Below are 1239 nucleotides of genomic sequence, written 5' to 3'. Positions count from 1 at the left end.
TGGCCTGCTGCCGGTTTCGTGGACACCGAGATAAGGTGTTTGACGGAACTGGAGAGTGGGAATGCAAAGAAGGAAGTTCAGCCGCGAGTTCAAGCTTGAGGCGGTGAGATTGATCAAGGATCGGGGCGTTGCGGTGGCCCAGGCTGCCCGCGACCTCGATGTCCACGAGAACGTGCTGCGCAAATGGGTGCGCGATCTGTCGACGGATCCTCAGCATGCGTTTCCCGGCCACGGGCAGATGAAGCCGGAGCAGCTCGAGATTGACCGGCTGCGCAAGGAAGTGGCGAAGCTGAAGGCGGAGCGCGACATCCTAAAAAAGGCCGCAGCCTACTTCGCGAGGGAAGTGACATGAGGTTCGCTTTCATCGCGAGGCACCGGGGCATCTGGCCGGTGGCATGGCTGTGTGATGCGTTGGATGTCTCCCGGTCGGGCTTCCATGCCTGGCTCAACCGCAGCCCCAGCACGCGATCCCGGCATGATGAGGCGCTGGTGACGGCGATCGACCGGAGCTTCAAGAGCAGCGACCGAATCTATGGCGCTCGCCGTGTCTGGCATGACGTGCTGGCCGAAGGGTTGTCTTGCGGCCTGCATCGCATCGAGCGGCTCATGCGCCAGAACGGGCTGCGTGCCCGGCCTCGGCGCCGTGGGCTGCCGAAGGATACCGGCGAGCGAGCAGCTGTGTCGGACAATCTCCTCGACCGCGCCTTCGAGGCGTCGGCCCCGAACCAGAAGTGGGTCGCCGACTTCACCTATATCTGGACCGCCGAAGGATGGCTCTACGTTGCGGCCGTCGTCGATCTGTTCTCCAGGCGTGTCGTCGGCTGGGCGATGAAGGCCGAGATGACGGCGCAGCTCGTCACCGACGCCCTGATCATGGCGATCTGGAGGAGAGGCAAGCCGGACAGCCTGCTGCACCACAGCGACCAGGGCAGCCAATACACCAGCGAGCAGTTCCAGCGTCTGATGACCGATCATGGCATCACCTGCTCGATGAGCCGGTCGGGCAACGTCTGGGACAATGCTGCGATGGAGAGCTTCTTCTCGTCGCTCAAGACCGAGCGGACAGCCCGCAAGGTCTACAGGACGAGAGATGATGCGAGGGCGGATGTGTTCGATTACATCGAGCGCTTCTATAACCCTCGGCGAAGGCACTCGACGCTAGGCTATCTGAGCCCCGTCGAGTTCGAGGAACAAGCTATGCTAGCTTAACCTCGTGTCCGAAAAACCGGCAGCAGGCCA

General features: G+C 62.3%; 1 protein-coding gene. It reads left to right on the top strand.

The window, feature by feature from the left end:
- Positions 1 to 61 precede the first annotated feature (61 nt).
- Positions 62 to 1209, top strand: a protein-coding gene (locus tag P9272_RS35830; RefSeq protein ID WP_278164931.1) for an IS3 family transposase whose coding sequence is annotated in 2 segments (ribosomal slippage) — positions 62 to 311 and positions 311 to 1209 — 1149 coding nt in all. Because the reading frame shifts where the segments join, the coding sequence is not laid out codon by codon here.
- Positions 1210 to 1239 lie beyond the last annotated feature (30 nt).

The organism is Mesorhizobium sp. WSM4976 (assembly GCF_029625685.1).
Taxonomy (GTDB): Bacteria; Pseudomonadota; Alphaproteobacteria; order Rhizobiales; family Rhizobiaceae; genus Mesorhizobium.
Note: the sequence above shows the minus strand (reverse complement) of the source record. Positions and strands in the feature narration are given on the sequence as shown.